The sequence below is a fragment of the Kovacikia sp. CALU 1929 genome (assembly GCF_056784235.1).
Genome location: NZ_JBXBCF010000096.1, coordinates 25,148 through 44,580, shown reverse-complemented (window position 1 = coordinate 44,580; position 19,433 = coordinate 25,148). Strand labels below are relative to the sequence as shown.

At 49.9% G+C, this 19,433-nt stretch carries 20 protein-coding genes; 13 read left to right on the top strand and 7 right to left on the bottom strand.

What is annotated here, in order from left to right:
* Nucleotides 1–30: 30 nt before the first annotated feature.
* The gene (locus AC1S52_RS26770; protein ID WP_482032092.1) at nucleotides 31–558 is read right to left on the bottom strand and encodes a GDP-mannose 4,6-dehydratase; all 528 of its coding nucleotides are present in this window, start codon (nucleotides 556–558) and stop codon (nucleotides 31–33) included.
* Between the two features lie 370 nt (nucleotides 559–928).
* Here AC1S52_RS26770 and AC1S52_RS26765 point away from each other — a divergent pair, with 370 nt between their 5' ends.
* The gene (locus tag AC1S52_RS26765; protein ID WP_482032091.1) at nucleotides 929–2,059 is read left to right on the top strand and encodes a hypothetical protein; all 1,131 of its coding nucleotides are present in this window, start codon (nucleotides 929–931) and stop codon (nucleotides 2,057–2,059) included.
* Here the strand turns inward: AC1S52_RS26765 and AC1S52_RS26760 are convergent.
* Nucleotides 2,056–3,420: an ABC transporter ATP-binding protein gene (locus tag AC1S52_RS26760; protein ID WP_482032090.1), complete on the bottom strand. Its 1,365-nt coding sequence runs from the start codon at nucleotides 3,418–3,420 to the stop codon at nucleotides 2,056–2,058. The genes AC1S52_RS26765 and AC1S52_RS26760 overlap by 4 nt on opposite strands.
* A gap of 960 nt (nucleotides 3,421–4,380) precedes the next feature.
* On the opposite strand from AC1S52_RS26760, the gene AC1S52_RS26755 reads away from it, so the two are divergent.
* Both AC1S52_RS26755 and recR read left to right on the top strand, forming a co-directional pair.
* A complete protein-coding gene (locus AC1S52_RS26755) occupies nucleotides 4,381–4,731 on the top strand; it encodes a histidine triad nucleotide-binding protein (protein ID WP_482032089.1) in 351 nt (116 codons plus the stop codon).
* Between the two features lie 31 nt (nucleotides 4,732–4,762).
* Nucleotides 4,763–5,377, top strand: a complete 615-nt coding sequence (recR, locus tag AC1S52_RS26750) for a recombination mediator RecR (protein WP_482032095.1) — start codon at nucleotides 4,763–4,765, stop codon at nucleotides 5,375–5,377.
* A 231-nt stretch (nucleotides 5,378–5,608) separates the two neighbouring features.
* On the opposite strand, the gene AC1S52_RS26745 is transcribed toward recR, so the two are convergent.
* Nucleotides 5,609–6,148, bottom strand: a complete 540-nt coding sequence (locus AC1S52_RS26745; RefSeq protein WP_482032088.1) for a response regulator — start codon at nucleotides 6,146–6,148, stop codon at nucleotides 5,609–5,611.
* Nucleotides 6,149–6,813: 665 nt separating this feature from the next.
* On the opposite strand from AC1S52_RS26745, the gene lipA reads away from it, so the two are divergent.
* Both lipA and psaX read left to right on the top strand, forming a co-directional pair.
* Nucleotides 6,814–7,776 carry a lipoyl synthase gene (lipA, locus tag AC1S52_RS26740; protein ID WP_482032087.1) on the top strand — a complete coding sequence of 321 codons (963 nt, stop codon included), beginning with the start codon at nucleotides 6,814–6,816 and terminating at the stop codon, nucleotides 7,774–7,776.
* Nucleotides 7,777–7,898: 122 nt separating this feature from the next.
* A complete protein-coding gene (gene psaX, locus AC1S52_RS26735; RefSeq protein WP_482032086.1) occupies nucleotides 7,899–8,006 on the top strand; it encodes a photosystem I protein PsaX in 108 nt (35 codons plus the stop codon).
* Nucleotides 8,007–8,136: 130 nt separating this feature from the next.
* On the opposite strand, the gene AC1S52_RS26730 is transcribed toward psaX, so the two are convergent.
* From AC1S52_RS26730 to AC1S52_RS26715, 4 genes are all read right to left on the bottom strand, one after another.
* Nucleotides 8,137–9,003, bottom strand: a complete 867-nt coding sequence (locus tag AC1S52_RS26730) for a branched-chain amino acid ABC transporter permease (RefSeq protein ID WP_482032085.1) — start codon at nucleotides 9,001–9,003, stop codon at nucleotides 8,137–8,139.
* A 167-nt stretch (nucleotides 9,004–9,170) separates the two neighbouring features.
* A complete protein-coding gene (locus AC1S52_RS26725; RefSeq protein WP_482032084.1) occupies nucleotides 9,171–9,722 on the bottom strand; it encodes a type IV pilin-like G/H family protein in 552 nt (183 codons plus the stop codon).
* A 451-nt stretch (nucleotides 9,723–10,173) separates the two neighbouring features.
* A complete protein-coding gene (locus tag AC1S52_RS26720; RefSeq protein WP_482032083.1) occupies nucleotides 10,174–11,064 on the bottom strand; it encodes a DNA adenine methylase in 891 nt (296 codons plus the stop codon).
* Between the two features lie 29 nt (nucleotides 11,065–11,093).
* The gene (locus AC1S52_RS26715) at nucleotides 11,094–11,372 is read right to left on the bottom strand and encodes an acylphosphatase (protein WP_482032082.1); all 279 of its coding nucleotides are present in this window, start codon (nucleotides 11,370–11,372) and stop codon (nucleotides 11,094–11,096) included.
* Between the two features lie 159 nt (nucleotides 11,373–11,531).
* Between AC1S52_RS26715 and AC1S52_RS26710 the strand changes: the two genes are divergently transcribed.
* From AC1S52_RS26710 to AC1S52_RS26675, 8 genes are all read left to right on the top strand, one after another.
* Nucleotides 11,532–11,924, top strand: coding sequence for a DUF1823 family protein (locus tag AC1S52_RS26710; protein WP_482032081.1), 393 nt, complete (start codon nucleotides 11,532–11,534; stop codon nucleotides 11,922–11,924).
* A gap of 53 nt (nucleotides 11,925–11,977) precedes the next feature.
* On the top strand, nucleotides 11,978–12,214 hold the full coding sequence (locus tag AC1S52_RS26705; protein ID WP_482032080.1) for a hypothetical protein: 237 nt from the start codon (nucleotides 11,978–11,980) through the stop codon (nucleotides 12,212–12,214).
* Nucleotides 12,211–13,419: an 8-amino-7-oxononanoate synthase gene (bioF, locus tag AC1S52_RS26700; RefSeq protein ID WP_482032079.1), complete on the top strand. Its 1,209-nt coding sequence runs from the start codon at nucleotides 12,211–12,213 to the stop codon at nucleotides 13,417–13,419. Before AC1S52_RS26705 ends, bioF begins: the two co-directional genes overlap by 4 nt.
* A 142-nt stretch (nucleotides 13,420–13,561) precedes the next feature.
* A complete protein-coding gene (locus AC1S52_RS26695) occupies nucleotides 13,562–14,725 on the top strand; it encodes a GuaB3 family IMP dehydrogenase-related protein (protein WP_482032078.1) in 1,164 nt (387 codons plus the stop codon).
* A 490-nt stretch (nucleotides 14,726–15,215) separates the two neighbouring features.
* Nucleotides 15,216–15,539 (top strand): thioredoxin, encoded by a 324-nt coding sequence (trxA, locus tag AC1S52_RS26690; protein ID WP_223049913.1) that lies wholly within the window; start codon nucleotides 15,216–15,218, stop codon nucleotides 15,537–15,539.
* A 415-nt stretch (nucleotides 15,540–15,954) separates the two neighbouring features.
* Nucleotides 15,955–17,286, top strand: coding sequence for an ABC transporter substrate-binding protein (locus AC1S52_RS26685; protein ID WP_482032077.1), 1,332 nt, complete (start codon nucleotides 15,955–15,957; stop codon nucleotides 17,284–17,286).
* 120 nt (nucleotides 17,287–17,406) lie between these two features.
* Complete coding sequence (locus AC1S52_RS26680) at nucleotides 17,407–18,315, top strand: carbohydrate ABC transporter permease (protein WP_482032076.1); 909 nt, start codon at nucleotides 17,407–17,409, stop codon at nucleotides 18,313–18,315.
* 221 nt (nucleotides 18,316–18,536) lie between these two features.
* Nucleotides 18,537–19,430, top strand: a complete 894-nt coding sequence (locus AC1S52_RS26675; protein ID WP_482032075.1) for a carbohydrate ABC transporter permease — start codon at nucleotides 18,537–18,539, stop codon at nucleotides 19,428–19,430.
* The last annotated feature ends 3 nt before the right edge of the window (nucleotides 19,431–19,433 follow it).

Here is a 19,433-nt window from a genome sequence, read left to right as displayed (position 1 = left end):
TCAAAGAGGCACCCAGTCAGGGGGTTGAACTCAACGATTACGCCCAGAAAAACCCGCAACTAGAAATTCGCTCTGGGGAAAACATCTTATTTCGTCAAGAACGAGATGGGGTTGTTTCCACGAATGCACTTTGCCAAACATCTCGGAGGAGCCTGCCTGGTAGAACCGGACCTGGATGCCCGTGCGCTGCTGATAGTCCCTGACTGCCTCCAACACCCGTAGAGTGCCCATGCCGACAGTATCGACAGTATATTCCGGGGCATCGAAGCTGACGCGGACGTGGGACTGAGCACCGAGGTTGTAGATCTCGACGGGTTTGACGTCTTCCAGGATGCGGCGCAGGGTGGTGCCATCGGTGAGGTCGCCGTAGTGAAGGAACAGGCGGGCATCGAGCTTGTGGGGGTCTTCGTAGATGTGGTCGAGCCGGTCGGTGTTGAAGGTGGAGGTGCGACGGATGATGCCGTGGACTTCGTAGCCTTTTTCCAGTAGCAGTTCGCTCAAGTATGAGCCATCCTGTCCAGTGACGCCAGTAATTAGTGCTCGTTTCTGTTGTGTCATCTAGTTGCCCGAAAGGTTTTCAAGTGGGATGTACAGCGGGATAGGAGGTGGTAGGCGGTAGATGTCAGGTGGTAGGTGTCAGGTGTCCAGTGAAATGATTTCTGGGTTGAGGTTTAGTCTTGAGCAATTGTCCTAAACGTGACTGCCGCTACTGCCATAGTTCCCGCCTATCTATGAAAAAGTCAAGGGACCAAGATCTCAGGACTTTGCGAAGTATTAGCAAAGCCCCAGGTAGAGGCTGTAGATGCTACAGTTTTTCCTTGAGCTTCCTCTGGGGAAATTAGAGTTCTGTCAAACAAAACTCTGTTTTCTAACCCCAAACTTTAACACTTATGCAAAAGTCCTCTACCTCTCTTTAGAAGGATGACTTATGCGATCGCACCTGGGTTCCTCCTCAAATATGCCACCGCTCCAACGGATGCAGTTTCACCAATTTTTGATTCCTCCATTTGATCGGCTTAAATTTACACTTCTGTATGTCCTGGCGACCGGCTTCGGTTGGCTACTGGTGGAAGGCATTTTAGGTTCGCTCCGAACTCCCTTCATCTCTGCATTCTGGCAACCCCAGGGAATGCTGGGGACACTGGTTATGGGGCTGGTTTCTGGGTTAATCGTGGGAGCGACCCAATGGCTGGTTCTGCGCCGATATGTACCTGACTGGCTTTGGATTCTGGCAAACGCAGCAGGCTATGTGCTGTTCATGATCACACTACAAGGGTGGCGTGACATGATTTTTGCTAGACTGGCGACCCTGTTGTCCCAAAATCTTTTCTGGATGGGTGGGTTGATAGGGGTCATACTGGCGGTTCTTTGTGCTTTCTGGCTGGGGTTCGCCCAATGGCTAGTGTTGCGTGTGTATGCCAAGCCCAGTTGGGGATGGATTTTTTTGCCATCGATTGCCATTTTGCTGGCATTTGGTTTATTTGCAGGCAGCCTGTTCCTCTCCCAGACAGGACTTTTGTTACCTCTGGATGCCAGGGTTCTGGGGGCGGGGGCATTTGGCACCACTCAGGCGATCGCCCTCTGTTTCCTGTCCAAACGAACGACTGGAACAGTCTATTCCCGCCACTCATTACTGGCAACAGCACCAGAGATACGGGATTATGGAAAAGTTCAGTCACTAGTGGAACAGTTAGAGCGACGGCTGAACCAGGCATGGAACCAGGAAATTAGCAGCGATCGCCCCCTCATCTATCAGATCGGAGTGGATGAAACTGGGGTAATAGCCGTTTACGAATCCCTCGATCAATCTGCGTTGGATCACGTCCATCAAACTCCCTTACCCGATCTACTCCGTTCTCCCATTGAACCAGGTGGAGTTGAACCGCTTCCGCCGCTGGCAAGGTTTCAAATTACCTTTCTGCCATCGGGCAGTTTAGAGATTATCTCCTGGCGAGGAATTCCCCTCCTATGGATTGGGTTTGGCATGATCATTGCTGTGGTTCTGGTAGCAGCGATCGCAGGCTATTTGGCTGGGAAACTGCCAGAGTTCATTCCCTAATCTGGACACAATGCCTGCCCAGTCTCACTATCAAATAAGTGAAGCCTGTCCGGTGCCAGGGAAAGCCAGAGTTGTTCGCCAATTTGGACGGGGCGATCGCTCTCAATCCGTGCCTGGAGAGAGGGCGTTGCTGAGTCAGAACTAACCAGACGAACAAACAGATAGGTTTCGCTGCCTAATGCCTCTACCAGTTCAACCTGAACCGGCAGGTTTTTGGGAGCGGGGGGACTGATACTGAGATGCTCTGGGCGAATACCGAGGGTCAGGGTTTGTCCATCGTATTGTTGGAGACAACCTGCCCAGGGTTCGGGTAAGGTCAAGCGAAATTGGGGATGGGTAATCAATAGAGGAGCTTTGAACTGGACGGGCAAAAAGTTCATGGGGGGAGAACCGATGAACTCCGCAACGAAGCGGTTTGCCGGACGGTTGTATAACTCCAGAGGGGAGGCAATTTGCTGAATTTGTCCCGCATTCATGACCGCAATCCGATCGCCCATAGTCATGGCTTCTGTCTGGTCATGGGTGACATAAATAGTCGTTGTCCCTAACCGTCGCTGAAGTTTCACGATTTGAGATCGAGTCTCCGCCCGGAGCTTGGCATCCAGGTTTGACAGTGGCTCATCCATTAGAAAAACTTGAGGGTATCGCGCCATCGCCCGCCCCAGCGCTACCCGCTGCTTTTGACCTCCCGAAAGCTGTTTCGGTAGCCGGTTCAGAAATGCTTCAATTTGAAGCACCTGAGCCACCTGCCGCACTCGCTGATCAATTTCCTTTTCCCGCTCCGATTGATAGTGCAGCCCCTTGGGTAACTTCCGGGTTGAAGAAATCAAAAAGTTCTCTGCCCACAGTGGCAGGGATGAACGGGATGAATGACTCCCCTGATTCCTTTCAAAGCTCTTAATTTCCGGTTCGCGTGCGATATTAAAGGCTTTCCCAACTGGCTGCTGGTCTCTCACTCCGTCCTGGCTTCCCGGCTTCATTGTTCTTCTCAGCCCAAACGCCAGGTTGTCATATACCGTCATGTGGGGATAAAGGGCGTAGTTTTGGAACACCATTGCGATGTCACGCTCTTTGGGAGGAAGGTCATTGATCAGGCGATCGCCGACATAAATATTGCCTCCCGTCAGATCCTCCAATCCAGCAATCAAACGCAACAATGTGCTTTTGCCACAGCCCGATGGACCCACCAGCACCATAAACTCCCCATCCTGAATGGTGAGGTTGATGGCGCGAAGGACAGCTAAAGGATGGGAGGGGGCATGGGCAGTCAGTAATAAAGACTCTGCCCCTGTTCCCTGCTTCCGATCCATTGCCCCCTTTTGAAAGCTTTTGTAAACGTTCTCTAAAACAACCTGTGCCACAGTGATGAATCAAATTCGACCAATCAGACCACTAGCTTACATCACTTATATCAGGAAGGGCTTCCCCGATCACTCACCAGGGAAGCCCTCAGCACTCATTACGAACACACAGCGCCAAGCGCTTCAACAGGAAAATCTACGCATTTGAATCGTCTGGACTACCTTCACCAGCGAAGTACGCCCAGCTTCCGATCGTGGCAGCTAGTAGCCAACCAGTAAAGACAACAAGCGCTAGGGTCAACATAACAGTCCTCCTTTGAGTCCTATACTCATCGTTGGGTTTCTTGGTCTGAACCCGGGTTAGACACGAAATCAAGCTAACAAGGGGATCAAAAGCCTGCAACATTTCTTAACAAGAAACGAGAATTGTTACGTTGTGACACAGAAACCTCAGATAGGAAAATGGGTATGAACTTTGGGAGGTTAACCCTAGAACCCTGAAGCCAAGTCACCGCAAAAACAATTTAAACGGTTTGGAACATACAGATATATTAAATCGCCTTCAGAGTATTAAGAGAGATCGAGTCTCCGTTCAGAAGCTCAATAGCAGGCGATAGGCAACATTTGTTCGCGGTGTCATATGGTTAGGTTCCGACTGTGCTCATTGCTCAACTTTTAACCTGTGGGTTAATCGACTTGTCCAGAGGACAGTCGAAGGGGGCGAACCCACCCCCTTGGAAATCAGGGACTTTTTCCCTCCACAGCCTCACAAGTAGCAAAACGACGTGAGAAAACCGCCATCTCCCTCTAAAATTTCATCTAGTGGTTTGTCAATTTTGTGGTTGTGAGTCTGGAATGTGAAAGGGGTGATTAGTTTGGGGTTTTCAACCCAAAAATAATTCTTGACAGACCACTAGTGCTTCCCTGCGAAAGTTTTACCCATTCACTCACCTACTCATCCACCCACCCACTCATCCGCCGCCTTACCCATCCACCCCCTCACCCATCCCCTCATTCAGCATGAGCGAAACAACCGATACAATTTTTGGCAAAATTGCCCGCAAGGAAATCCCCGCTGACATTGTTTACGAAGATAATCTGGCGATCGCCTTTAGAGACGTTAATCCTCAAGCTCCTGTCCATATCCTTGTCATTCCCAAACAGCCCATCGCCAAACTGGCAGATGCCGAGTCCCAGGATCACGCTCTCATGGGGCACCTGCTACTGACCGCCAAACGAGTTGCAGACCAGGTAGGACTAACAGACGGTTACCGTATCGTCATCAACAACGGGGCCGACGGCGGTCAAACCGTGTATCACCTCCACCTTCACATCCTGGGAGGGCGGCAGATGGGATGGCCACCAGGGTGAGGAGTAAGGAGTAACGCTAAAATTACTATAAATAGCTGGAGGAACGGCAACGGTTTACACACGCCCCCTTGCTCGTTTAATTGAGCAACTTCAACATTTACCTGGCATTGGTCCCAAATCTGCTCAGAGATTGGCGCTCCATATCCTCAAACGTCCAGAGGATGAGGTGAAAGCCCTGGCAATGGCATTGATGGAGGCAAAGCAGCAGGTGGGCTACTGCTCTGTCTGCTTTCATCTGTCTGCTGAACCTGTCTGTGAGATTTGCCGTGCCCCTAACCGGGACAACAACCTGATCTGCGTTGTTGCCGACTCAAGGGATGTGATTGCCCTGGAAAAAACCCGCGAGTATCGGGGCAAATACCATGTCCTGGGTGGATTAATTTCACCAATGGATGGGATTGGTCCCGATCAGCTTCACATCCAGCCGTTAGTGCGGCGGGTTAGTCAACAGAAGATTGAGGAAGTCATTATTGCCATTAGCCCGAGTGTTGAGGGTGAAACTACCACTCTGTATGTGGGTCATCTACTCAAGCCGTTTACCCGTGTGACCCGAATTGCCTTCGGGCTACCCATGGGTGGTGATCTGGAGTACGCAGACGAAGTAACCCTCGCCAGAGCGCTGGAGGGTCGGCGTGAGTTGGATTAAACACCTATCTGAAAACTTTTTGGATTAATTTCAACCTTTCAAAACCCCGCAAATTGGTTTTTCTGGGTTTAGGTTACCAGGCAAAGTTCCTTTGGTGAGCCACCAGTACTCACAAGGGAAAACCTGGATATGCTGACCTAATTCGCACTCCAAACCTTGCCCTGGCTGAACCAGGGTTATCAACTTACGCCGTAGTCTACCAGGGCTTTTCAGATAGGCTTTAAGGAGTAACTACCTCAACTTCTGCTTGATAAATGCCAGAATCTGAGCCATCTGCTTCTTCAGCCCGTCAATCTCGGCTTGCATTCGGACGATTTTTTCATTCAAAGCCTGGATATCTCCCGCTGGGGCACCTGTCCCGCTGGGCGCAGCCACCGCGATCGCAGCAGGACGGCGTTTTGCCTTCGCCATCGCTGTCTTAATCGCATCAATCAGTTCCTTCTGATCAAACGGCTTCTGAACGAATTCAAAAAACTCAAACGGCTCCTGGAGCTTCTCTGTCACCTCTTCTTTTCGACCAGACATGAGCACCAACGGAATTGTTTGGAGTTCCTGGCTTGCCTGGATTTGCTGGAAAACTTCCCAGCCGCTCATGCGAGGCAGCAAGAAATCGAGCATGATCAAGTTGGGGCGCTCCTGTCGGATTAGATTAAGCCCCTGAACGCCGTCCTTAGCCTCCAGCACCTCAAAATTGCCCTTTGGCAACATATCTCGCACCATATTCCGGATGACGTTGCTGTCATCGATGACCAGGATCTTGTGACTTGCCACAACTGAACTCCTCTGGTAGTGACTGCAAAGACGAATGAGTAAGGTTAAAGGTCACAGTTTTTCAACATGACGGCTATTCGATCCGGAGGGAGGATGAAACCCTGAAAGGGAAAAACTGGCTTTTTCCACAAATTGAAGTAAATATTAACAATTTATCGAAACTGTTCAACTTAGAGGGCTGAATTTGGGGATAAACCTGATTCAAGTTGAGGACTGGAGATTTTTCCCAGGAAAAACTTCGGGGTTCTAGCTTGGTGAGGTTTAACCGTTGAATTTGCCACAGCATCAACTAGTTTAGCGTCTACAGCGCAGAATGATTCTCACAAGAGGATGGCTTAGAAGCCGATTTTGTCATTCTAAATGGAGCGAAACGGAATGTTGGTAAAGCCTGTCAAAGGTTTAGAATCCAGGGCTTTAGCTCCGAATTGAGCTGCTACCCGGTGGAAAGCAAGCTACAGCATGACATTTTGGTACTTCTAAACATCCTCTAAGGTTTTAGAACGGTTAGTTTTGTAAAATTTGTTCCAGCAATGGGCTGGTTGCCATCCTTTAGAATTTGAAGGATTCCTTTTCGTTGGCTGCTGCCAGGTTGCCGGTTTCACACCTCCTGCGTTGCAATTTTTTCCATTTCTCTATCCTGTTCAACGGCTATTATTCCCAACTTTATGCCCACTGAAACGAATTTTTCTCCAATTTCTTCAAATTCCTCCCGTCGCAGGGCTGAAATTGAGAGTATGCCAGACTGGTTGCGCCGTCCGGTGGGCAAAGCCAGTGAGCTTTCTGCTGTGCAGCGTATTATCAAGCAACGCCAGATCCATACCATCTGCGAGGAAGGGCGGTGTCCTAACCGGGCTGAGTGCTATGCCCAGGGCACGGCTACCTTTCTGTTAATGGGTCCAACCTGTACCCGTGCCTGTGCCTTTTGCCAGGTAGATAAGGGACATGCCCCCATGCCGCTTGACCCAGAGGAGCCTGAGAAAATTGCCGAATCGGTGAAGCTATTGGGGTTGCGCTACGTGGTACTCACTTCCGTTGCCCGGGATGATCTAGCCGATGGGGGAGCAGGTTGGTTTGCAGAAACGATCGCCCAGATTCGTGCAGCCAATCCTGGCACTCAGGTAGAAGTACTAACCCCTGATTTCTGGGGCAGGCAGGATGGAGGGCTATCACTAGACGACCTGCAACGACAGCGAATTTCTACCATCGTTACCCTAAAGCCTGCTTGCTATAACCATAATATTGAAACCGTTCGCCGCTTGCAGGGTCCTGTACGACGGGGGGCAAAGTATGAGCGATCGCTGCGGGTTCTGCAAATCGTCAAAGAACTCGACCCATCTATTCCCACCAAGTCTGGGCTGATGCTGGGACACGGAGAGACTGAGGACGAAGTGATTGAGGCAATGGTGGACTTACGGGCGAGCGGATGCGATCGCCTCACCATTGGACAGTATATGCGCCCCTCCCTGGATCATCTCTCCGTCCAGAGATATTGGACACCTGCTGAGTTCGACCATCTGGGAGCGATCGCTCACGAAATGGGCTTTTCTCATGTCCGCTCTGGTCCCCTTGTGCGGAGTTCCTACCACGCGGGGGAAGAGGCGGAGGGTGAGTTGAGAGTTGAGAGTTGAGAGTTTTAGTCCGCTGCCACCTATCACCTGCCACCCATTTTCTTAACCGAAATTCACGAATGATTGCGACACTGTTTGCTATTTCTTAAGAAGGTCAATCCATTCTTACGAGGAGAGTTTTCATGGCTCAAGCTAAAAAACCCACTTATGTGTTCCGTGCAAGTTGGGCATTGCTTCTGCTGGCGATTAACTTTGTCGTGGCAGCTTACTACTACGGCTATTTAAGATAGGTTTTTCGTGGAATAGGAATCCAGGAGCCAGAAACTGGGAGCCAGAATGGATAAGTCATTCTGAATCCTGGATTCTGGCTCCTGATTTTTGATTTCTGATTCCTGCCTTCTTCCTTCCCATCCTGATCTGCTACAAGGTTCCCCTAAACAAACCCTGGGGACGAACCAACAGCACTAAAACCATCACTGCCAGGGCAACCCCCAGCTTGTATTCCGTTGGGAGCCAGTAGGTGCTAATTTCCTGAACAATGCCAATGATAAGGGCACCCGCGATCGCGCCATAGGGATTTCCAATGCCACCCAGGATGACAGCCGCAAACATCGGTAGGATTAAAAACCAACCCATGTTGGGGCGCACTGCCTGAACTAGTCCCAGCATTCCGCCACCGAGGGCGGTCAGTCCACCAGCAATGACCCAGGTCCAGATGACGACCTGATTCACATTAATTCCCGTAACGCGGGCAAGGTCAATATCGTCGGCAACTGCCCGCATGGCTTTGCCAATGCGAGTGTTTTGTAACAGGTAGTGAAGGGCAGCGATCGCCAGTACTGCCATTCCCATCACCACGAGATTGTAGTAAGGAATTCTCAACCCCAGAAATGATATGGCTTCGGCAACTGGCAGGTTGTAGCGTTGATTGCTGCCACCCCAGACCAGAATGATGCCATTGCGGAGAAACAGTGCCAGTCCAATCGAAATAATGATTAGCGTTGTGGAAGAAGCCCGTTGGGTGCGCATGGGAGACCAGATCAGTTTCTCACTCAGTAACACCCCGGCGATCGTCCCTAAAATTCCTAGAATCATCGAGAGCCAAATATTTAACCCGGTCGCATTTGCTACCAGGGTCATATAGGCTCCTAACGTCATGAAATCCCCGTGGGCAAAATTGGATAGCCGCAGAATCCCATAGGTCAGTGTCAGTCCAACGGCAGCCAGGGCAATAATGCTGCCCACCGAAACGCCATTTACAAACAGTTGAGCCAGTTGGGGATCCATTTCTCAATCTCTTACGTGCAGACTAACGTTCTTGATTGTCCAGGAATCAGCGAGGTTTGGGAAGAGACAGAAGTCAGACTCCCAAAAACAATGAGAGTGGGTAGTCACTACCCACTCTCATCAGCCTCTAACGAAAAATCGCTACCAAGGAGTTATGATCCCCTCTCTTAGTTGAGCAGAGGCTCAAAGGTACCAGCACAGCTAGGACCTGCGCTGGTGGTTGCACCAGAGAAACCTACACCTGCGGGGTCACCAGCAGCGGGCTTCGAGCTTTGGCACAGAATTGCCAGGGTGGTTGCTTCGCCTTCTCCAGCAGCTTCAGAAGTGACACCGATTTGAACTCCACCAGTATGTGCCCGCAGGGTAGTGGTGTTCTTGGGATAAGACACGTTTTTGACCCCTGAGTTACCTACTACTGGGATAGAGTAAGAGTAGTTAACGCTATCAGTTTTGATACCCAGACCCAAACGACCAATATCGCTGGTGAAGGTGTTTTTCTCCAGGAAGTAAGCTTGCTGGGTGCGGTTCATAGAACCTACGTACTGCTTGGACTCAGATTCCTTCGCTTTGTTTGCCTGGTTCAGGAAAGAAGGCAGTGCGATAGCAGCCAGAATACCGATGATGATGATAACGACTAACAGTTCAATCAGGGTGAAGCCTTCTTCTTGCTTCTTTTGAGCCAGGTGCTGGATGAACTTTGCTTTGAATTCAGATTTCATGAGAGGTTTCTCCTTTAAGATGCGGGGTACTTGGTTCTAACTCCTGGATGTAACGTACCCCGCTAACCGGGCTAACATATCAACCTCTGAATTTTTTTTTAGAATTTGGCTGAGAGGGGATTGGCTGGAAGCTGGAAGTCCTTACGGGGTAAGGATCAAGGGGGCGTGGGTAAAAGGGTGGAGGGGGAAGAAAGTATTAGGAGTTGTGAAGTGTGGCGACTCTGACTCAAATATGGGCAAAGGGTTTGGCAGCTATTGCAAGGAGTAAAGAAAAGTTTTCGCCGGTTAAACCCTCGACTACACGAACCAGGTCCGCCGACGTGGACTGAGGAAATCAAGGGGTTCCGTAACCTGCGGAGGCAGATCTTGTCTGTTATAGACACGTCTACCCTGCGGAATCCTGCGTGAATAGATACCAATGCACCTGGATCTGGGCTTTTAAAGTACCCGCTTAAAGCCTTTGCCGGGAGGCATGAGACGCTAGATATTTGGGGCTTATCACGAGAGCCTCTTCCATTGCATTTCGCAAATTTTCTGTTGAACCCACATGGTAGTGGTGGTGATAGGTCACAAATGGATAGTTTGAGAAGTGTTTACTCAAATGCTCATTTTCACGATATTTATTTTTCTTCCACATAGAGTAAGCAAAGCCACAGGATAGCTTTTTAATAGCTTCTGCTAACTCATCGGCATCAGCGTCGCTCCACTTGCTGAAATAATCAGTATGTCTGCCAACATAGGGCGGATCGAGATAAACAAAGTCATCACAGGTTACGCAAGCAAGCGTTTCTCTCCAATCTTGCACAATAAAAGTCCAGTCTTTACCCTGTAACATATTGGCGGCCCAGGCGACTTGATTACAAATTTTGGTGATATAAGCCAACCGGAATCTATCTGTTTTCTTGCAAAAAGGAACGTTGAATTTCCCTTTTGAATTAAACCGAATCACCCCATTAAATGAAGCACGATTCAGAAAAACAAAGTCGAATGGATCTCCTGAAGTGTTAAACCTTTCACGCACTTCATAATAATATTCTTCACCTTGAAACTCTAGCTTTGCCCCTTCTCCTTCTAAAAATTTCCTGAGTGAAGTAGGCGACATTTCACCCGTTTGAATTGCTTTATAAACCTCGATGAGATAGAGATTGGTTTCTGCTATCAATGCTTTATCCGGTTGAATGTTAAAAAGAACAGCCCCCGATCCAAGAAATGGCTCAATCCAGCGACCTTTGCCATTCCACTGGACATTCGCCAGGATCAAAGGCACAAGTTTTGTCTTGATCCCTTGAGACTTAATCGGGGGAGCTTTTGGGGTTTTACAGGGTCTAGGAAGGGAAATCATCAGGGCTATTTTTGGTCTAATTTTTGCTACTAATAACGTCGAATCTCGAATCCCTTCAGCCCTTCTGGTGTTTCATGCTCTACATCCACATTCCGCACAATTGCTCCACGAGGTCCCTGGTAACACCAGCGCACCATTTCCTCCACCTGTTCTTTGGGTCCCTCAAAGATAGCTTCCACCCGTCCATCGGGAAGGTTTCGCACCCAACCTCTGACTCCAAGCTGTGTTGCAACATCCTGAGTTGTAAAGCGGTAACCCACTCCTTGAACAACGCCAGAGACGAAAGCGTGGATACGGATCAGTTCCATAGGAATAGGGTGTAGGGTATGGGGTATAAGGTACAGGGTAAGGGGTACCGGAGAGCAGTTTAGAGTGAAGAATGAAGAAATGAGTATCGCCAACTCAAAATTCTTAACGCCAAACTCCTAGTTCCTACCCTATACCGCACCTCTATCTTCGAGCCTGGTATGACCTTACTAAGTCCGCTTAACTCATTGCCCCCCCTGAGCACTGACACCATTTGGGGCATTATCAACGATACGGTAGACGATGTCACAGCAAACGCGCTTGTTTGGAATTGTTTGGGCTACCAGTTCAACTCAAACACTAATACGTGGGATAGTTCTGCCGTAGCGACTGAGTGGCAGGAGGCTTATCCAGAGCCGCCCAACTTCATTGAGAGCCGTCCGGCAACGGTGAAGCTGACCCGTTCTATCCCGCCGGAGAACAAGCAATTGCTGAAAGAAAAGCTGGGGTTTGAAGGCTACAAAGTGAACGAACTGGTGCCCCGCAAAACCCGTCGAGCAACGATCGCCAACTGGCTCCTTAGCTACATGCAACTGCAAGGGCTTGCGGAATAAATTGAGGTCAGACTGTAGATATAGCAATTCTTGCGCACGTTGGAAAATTTGCGATGTCAATGGAACACCGACTGTATCAAGGACTTTTTGGACCCAGTGACCTGGTGGAACTGCGGCAGTTTTGCTTTACGCCAGGAAGAGTCTTTGAACCTGGGGTTTACTACGCCGGACAGCTACCCAGCATTGCCTTTGAAATGGGGTTGGTTGACCGTCTGCCACCCGTCAGAGGTAAAAGCGCCGAAATTCGGTATAAGGAAGCCCCATCCGAGGAGGAACGGCTGGACAGATGAGTGTTGCAACTGATCCCTATGCCTGGATAGACTCGGCACTGGAAACGATACACCGAGCCAACTGGCATCGCTCAGTTAAGACGATTGAGGGGCTGCCTGGAGCAGTCATTACGTTGGAAGGGAAGTCGGTTATCAACTTTGCCAGTAACGATTACCTGGGTTTGGCAGGGGATCTGCGGTTGATTCAAGCGGCGATCGCGGCTACCCAGCAATACGGCACTGGCAGCACTGGCTCTCGCCTGATTAGTGGACATCGGGAACTGCACCGGGAATTGGAACGGGCGATCGCCCATCTAAAGCAGACGGAAGATGCCCTGGTCTTTAGCTCTGGTTATCTGGCAAATCTGGGCGCTATCAGTGCCCTGGTCGGCAAACGCGACCTGGTCTTGTCCGATCAGTACAATCACTCCAGTCTAAAAAACGGTGCCATCCTCAGCGGAGCAACTTGCCTGGACTATCCTCATGGTGATTCTGCCAGTGTCAAAGCCCTGTTAGTGAAGCAGCGCGATCGCTACCGGCGCTGTTTGATTCTGACCGATACCGTTTTCAGCATGGATGGTGATCTATGTCCCCTCCCAGAGCTATTAGATTTAGCAGAGCAATTTAACAGCATGCTCCTGGTGGACGAGGCGCACGCGACTGGAATTATGGGGACAACTGGTGCAGGTTGTGTGGAACACGCTGGCTGTAGCGGGCGATCCCTGATTCAAATGGGCACCCTCAGCAAAGCTCTGGGTAGTCTGGGTGGTTATGTTGCAGGCTCTAACCGCCTGATCGATTTCCTCAGAAACCGTGCTGCGAGTTGGATCTACACGACGGGTTTATCCCCCGCAGACACTGCCGCTGCTCTGGCGGCGGTTCAAATCATCCGGCAGGAACCCCAACGCCGACATCACCTGTGGCAAAACGTCCAATGGCTCCAACAAACCCTTGCCCAGGAACTTTCCCTTCATTCCTTTACCCCTTCAGCCTTTACCCTCCTTTCCTCCGTCTCACCGATCCTTTGCCTTCAGGTAGACAGTCCTGCTACAGCGCTGCAACTGGGGCGATCGCTGCTTGAGTCCGGCATCTTCGCCTCTGCCGTTCGTCCTCCGACTGTGCCCACAAGCCGCCTCCGTTTAACTGTCATGGCAACTCACAAAACGGTTCACCTGCAACAGTTAGTCACCGTCCTGAGAAGCTGCCTTCAAAATTTGTTACCCTAACTTAAATACTGGGCTGAAAGCCTATTCCAAAAGACCGGGCTACTAAAACTGGGTATTCAACCCAAGAAGTTTTTTGGATAGTTTCTCAATGCCTTTGTTTAACTAAAGCAGATCAACTAAGCAGACCTGGGGACGCACAACGGTGGAAATTCAAATTGGAAGGGGCAAATCTGCCCGCAGAGCATACGGTATTGATGAAATTGCGCTGGCTCCAGGACCAAGAACCCTTGACCCATCCCTGGCAGATACTCACTGGCGCATCGGCGGTATTGACCGTGAAATTCCGATCATTGCCAGCGCAATGGATGGAGTCGTTGACGTGGGCATGGCAGTCGCGCTATCCAAACTGGGGGCACTGGGAGTACTGAACCTGGAAGGGATCCAGACCCGTTACGTAGACCCCAACCCGATTTTGGACGAAATTGCCTCTGTGGGTAAGGAAGATTTTGTCACCCTGATGCAGCGTCTTTATGCGGAGCCGATCAAGCCAGAATTAATTGAACGGCGAATTCAAGATATTAAAGCGCAGGGTGGAATTGCTGCGGTCAGTGCGACTCCCGCCGGAGCGCTCAAATACGGGGCGGCAGTTGCTAAAGCTGAAGCCGATCTCTTCTTTGTCCAGGCAACTGTTGTTTCAACTGCCCATTTGTCGCCCGAATCTGTCACCCCTCTTGACCTCGCTCACTTCTGTCAAGAGATGCCCATCCCAGTGGTGCTTGGCAACTGTGTCACCTACGAGGTTGCCCTCAACCTGATGAAGGCAGGAGCCGCCGGAGTGCTGGTTGGAATTGGTCCCGGTGCTGCCTGCACCTCACGTGGGGTGCTGGGCGTGGGTGTGCCCCAGGCAACCGCGATCGCAGACTGTGCGGCTGCTCGCGAAGACTACTATCGCGAAACTGGCAACTACGTCCCCATCATTGCTGACGGTGGTTTAATCACTGGGGGCGATATCTGTAAGTGCATCGCCTGCGGTGCCGATGGCGTTATGATAGGCTCACCCTTTGCCCGTGCTCAGGAAGCTCCCGGTCGTGGGTACCACTGGGGTATGGCAACCCCCAGCCCCGTTTTGCCGCGCGGTACTCGTATTCGGGTTAGTACGACGGGCACTCTAGAGCAAATTCTACGCGGGCCGGCTCAGTTAGATGACGGTACCCATAATCTTTTGGGCGCACTGCAAACCAGCATGGGCACTTTAGGGGCAAAAGATATTAAAGAAATGCAACAGGTTGAAGTAGTGATTGCCCCATCCTTGTTAACTGAAGGAAAGGTTTACCAGAAAGCCCAGCAATTGGGAATGGGGAAATAGGAGAGAACTCAGAAGCCAGAAGTCAGGATTGCAATTCTCTTCCAAGACTTTCTGATCAAATTCTTAAGACTTTTTCCACTCTCCTTAAGAAACCCTGGAAAACATAAATGGGTCGTTTAGAATGAAGAAAGCGGAGACGCATGTTTCCGTTCACTCCTCACACCACACTCCGCCTGAACGTTTCGTTCGGGCGGTTCCTCTTTAAAGGGGAGCAAGAGACCAAAGGGATCGGTAGAGGTGATGGAAGAGCGTTAAGAGTTTTGAAGAGCGTTAAGAGTTTTGGGTTAAGTATTGTGGGTCATTTCACCTGCGGGACTTGCTTGCTGACTTCTCTCTTCTGCCCCCTCTAACACTTACTACTCACCACCTACCTTACTCATTAGTCATTCCTAGCCACCAAATATGTCTAAATGTATAGACGATTCAGCACCAGAGCCTTGTTTTCGCTATGGTAGAATTCCATAAAACGATATAGGCAAGGATTTCAAGAATGTCAGCAGCCGCGTCTGTCACAGATTCCACTTTTAAGCAAGAAGTTCTTGAAAGTGAAGTTCCAGTTCTAGTAGATTTCTGGGCTCCCTGGTGCGGTCCCTGCCGTATGGTTGCGCCAATTGTTGATGAGATTGCAGCGCAGTACGAAGGGCAGATCAAGGTTGTTAAGGTCAATACGGATGAAAATCCCAGCGTTGCCAGTCAGTATGGCATTCGCAGTATTCCAACATTGATGATTTTCAAGGGTGGTCAACGAGTCGATATGGTCGTTGGCGCAGTTCCGAAGACAACTCTGGCAAATACATTAGAGAAATATCTTTAACTCTTTCTCTAAATACAAAAGCTTAAGAATTTCACGCCTCAAGACACCTGTCTGAGGCGTTTTTAATTTTGACGTGCTTTTTTGTTTCTTAGCATTCATCTGGGTCTTCTGGATCTAAATACACCCCAGGTTCCATCTGCTTTAGGGGAATATGCAATATCTCATGAGAGCTTTAGTAAGAGTCAATTAGGATCACTGCTTGAATTAATTAAACAAACTATTAGTTTCTTGAGCAAAATTAACAAAATTCTCGATTCAAATAATTCTAGAGAGAGATGTGTTTCATGCTACAAATTTTTTATTCTTATGCCTACTTCCTGTTGCATAGGCAACGCGATCGAAGATCAGCCTTTTGTAGAAATCTTACAGAAGAAGGCTAATTTACTCAACGGCACAATGTCATTTGTGATGACTCATGGCACCCTTTTCAGGTTTGAAACCATCCCCCCAAAAACACTGGCAACCATCCCGCCTAGTTCGCTGGTTTAGCTTTTTGGCCCTTTTCCTCATCAGTGCAGGTTTGATTATTGCCCATGCACTTTCCCAGCCGATAACCCTGAGAGTATTAATGGCGGCTCCAGATGTGCCTCCCTGGAATGCGGTGATGGTGAAAGCCTTTGAAGAGCAAAATCCGGGCATTCGACTACAAATCATTGAAGGACCGAATGCGACCAACCTGATTGAGGACCTTTACACCTCTGCCTTTCTGCTGGGTGATTCCCCCTACGACCTGATCAACATGGACGTGATCTGGACCCCAAAATTTGCCGCAGCAGGCTGGTTGGTAGATTTAACCGATGAGTTTTCCCAGGGAGAATTGGCAGCTTTTTCTGCACCCGATGTAGAGGGAGGTAAATACCAGGACAAGCTATATCGTTTGCCCATCCGTTCGGATGCCGGAATGCTTTACTACCGCACTGATCTCCTGGAAAAGGCAGGTTATCAACCACCACAAACCTTCGAGGAACTAATCAAAATCTCGAAAGATTTACAAAGTAAAGGATTGGTGCGGTGGGGTTACCTGTGGCAGGGTCGTCAGTATGAAGGGGCAGCCGCCATGTTTGTTGAAGTCCTGAAAGGATTTGGCGGCTATTGGGTGAATCCCGACACTTTGGACGTAGGGCTGGATCGTCCAGAGGCAATTCGGGCAGTGGAATTTCTGTTAGGAACGATCCGGGAAGGGGTATCTCCTCCTGGCGTGACCACCTATATCGAGGAAGACACCCGGCGTATTTTTCAAAATGGGGAAGCGGCTTTTCTCCGCAGTTGGCCTTACGTGTGGTCGCTTGCCAATGCTGACAATTCTCCGATTCAGGGGAGGCTTGGCATCATGCCGATGATCCCTTCCAAAGGAAATGAGGGCGGCTCCTGTCTGGGCGGCTGGGGTCTGGGTATCTCAAAGACTTCTCGGCATCGCAAAGAAGCTTTGCAAGCCATTCGGTTTCTGACTCAGGGGGGACCCCAAAAACAGTTCATTCTGGAAGCAGGCTACGTGCCAAGCCGCCGGGATCTATTTACTGAATCGGATATTGTTGCTAAGTACAACTACTTCCCTCAGTTTTTAGAAGTGGTTCAAAGGGCTGTTTTACGTCCTCCGATCGCCCAGTATGCGCAGGCTTCAGATATTTTGCAACGCTACCTGAGTGCTGCCCTGACTAACCAAATAACGGCTGAACGGGCCATGCAAGAAGCCGCCAGAGAAACCCGCCTACTGTTAGAGGCAGGACGGAGAAATCAAGCAGCGTGAAGGATGAAGGATGAAGGATAAAGGATGAAGTTAAGAGTTGAAAATGACCAATGACCAATGACCAATGATTAATGACTAACCACTAGCCACTAACCACCACTTCTCACCCCTCACTTCCCAATGTCATCCATCAAAGTCGATACAATTCGAGCGCGGGACCGGCGAACTGGGCTTTACTTGCTCATCCCGTCTGTCATTATGCTGTTGCTGGTATTTGCCTACCCGATTGGGCGATCGCTCTGGCTCAGCCTATTTGACCAAAACCTGGCAACTGGCTTAGAGCCTATCTTTGCTGGACTGAACAACTATGCCCGGATTGCAGGTGACGGACGCTTCTGGCAGAGTTTTTGGATTACAACCCGATTTACAGTAATCACCGTTGTCCTGGAACTGATTCTGGGAATGGGGATTGCCCTGGTGCTGAACCGGGCATTTCGGGGGCGAAATGTCGTGCGGACGATCGCCATCCTGCCCTGGGCACTTCCCACAGCTCTGATTGCCCTCGGTTGGACGTGGATTTTCAACGATCAGTACGGCATCGCCAATGACATTCTGCTGCGCCTGGGACTGATTCAACAAGGGATTAACTGGCTCGGTTCCCCCTTTACCGCAAACCTTGCTCTCATCGTTGCAGATGTTTGGAAGACGACTCCTTTTATTAGCATTCTGCTGCTGGCAGGGTTACAGTCTATCCCTGGCGACCTTTACGAAGCCCATGCATTGGAAGGGGCAACTCCCTGGCAGAGCTTTTACCGCATCACCCTACCGCTGCTGATGCCTCAAATCATCATTGCTATGCTGTTCCGCTTTGCCCAGGCATTCGGCATCTTCGATTTGATGGCAGTGATGACCGGCGGCGGTCCTGGCGGCTCAACAGAGGTGGTGTCCCTCTACATCTATGCCACTGCCATGCGCTATCTGGACTTTGGCTACAGTGCGGCAATGGTTGTTGTCACCTTTCTGCTACTAATTATCGCAGTTTTGATTTGTGCCTATTTGATTTCCCGTTACCGATCCAAAACGGTGTGAGGAGTGTGTGGTGTGGGGTGTTCGCTTACGGCGTTCCCGCAGGGTGGAGTTGTTAGTCATTGGTCATTGGTCATTCGTCGTTCGTCACTGGTCAATAGCCTGTAATCCCGAAAGCTGAAATCTCTCAACTCTCAATTACCCACTTAAAACTCTTTACTTTCAACTCAAAACTCAAAACTTTCAATTTTCAACTCAAAACTTTCAACTCAAATCTCTCCCCCATGAGCACCACTCTCGATTCCAACATTCCCATTGCTTCAGAGTCCCCTCCAGCAAGACCTCGTAGATTAACGTTGGGAGCAATACTTTTTTGGCTGGTGGTGGTAGCGATCGTGGTCTTCTGCCTTGCGCCTATCCTATGGCAGGTGTTGACCTCGTTTAAGGTGAATGAAGACATTTCCGCCATCCCCAATGTTTACTTTCCCACTCGGTTGACGCTTGATCACTACATTGAGTTATTCACCCGTCGTCCATTTGTTCGGTATATCTTTAACAGTGCTTTTGTGTCGGTCGCTTCAACTATTACCTGTCTGGTGATTGGTGCTCCTGCTGCCTATGCCCTGGCACGTCTCCGTCCCCTGGGGGGCAGAATTATCCAGGCGGGTATTTTGCTAATTACGCTATTTCCCAGCATTCTTTTGCTCCAGGGACTTTTAGAAATTGTTCAAGCGTTTAATCTGGGCAACCGCTACCTGGCTCTGATTATCCCTTACACCGCCATTAACCTGCCCCTCACCATTCTGGTCATGCGGAGTTTTTACGAACAGTTGCCTAAAGACCTGGAAGATGCTGCCCGAGTGGATGGATACAGCACCTTGCAAATGCTAATCAAAATTGTCATGCCGCTCACACTCCCTGCCCTGGTGACGACCGGCATTCTCACTTTCATCTTTTCCTGGAATGAATTCATCTTTGCCCTCACCTTCATTACTGAAGAAACCATGAAAACGATTCCAGTTGCCTCTGCCCAAATTGGCGGCACCACAACCTTTGAAATTCCCTATGGTCCGATCGCCGCCGCTACTGTGGTGGGCACCCTTCCCCTGGTAATACTGGTACTCTTCTTCCAGCGACAAATCATTCAAGGCTTAACGGCAGGGGCAGTGAAAGGATAAGCA